Annotated in this window: 1 pseudogene; it reads right to left on the reverse strand. The window is 43.2% G+C overall.

Going from position 1 to position 359, the window contains the following annotated elements:
* Nucleotides 1-123: 123 nt before the first annotated feature.
* Nucleotides 124-359: pseudogene (locus AACR75_RS07165) on the reverse strand (GNAT family N-acetyltransferase); the annotation flags it as partial.

The raw sequence follows: 359 nt of genomic DNA on the forward strand, positions 1-359 counted from the left end.
TAACGCCCGGCTAAGGGGTTGACAACGCACCGCCGAACTCAAAAAACACACTGTAAACACTGAACTTCAATTTTGCACTAAAACCGCCACGCGTTGGCAATCCCTCTTGAGCCGTTTGTTAAATTACAATTGCTTGTAGAAGTAAACTGTTGCTTCTAACTTTCCGCTAGAACTACGCGCAAACTCTGGAATTTGACCAGCTTCGATGTAGCCAATCGAACGATATAGTAAAGAAGCCACATCACCTAAGCGAGTATCCAAAACGAGTAACTGCAAACTAAGCTCTAATGCCGTTTTTTCCATCAGTGACATTAATTTCTTACTGACACCTTGGCCACGAGCACTTGTTTTAACCATCA

It is taken from the genome of Vibrio sp. ZOR0018, assembly GCF_963865925.1.
Classification (GTDB): domain Bacteria; phylum Pseudomonadota; class Gammaproteobacteria; order Enterobacterales; family Vibrionaceae; genus Vibrio; species Vibrio anguillarum.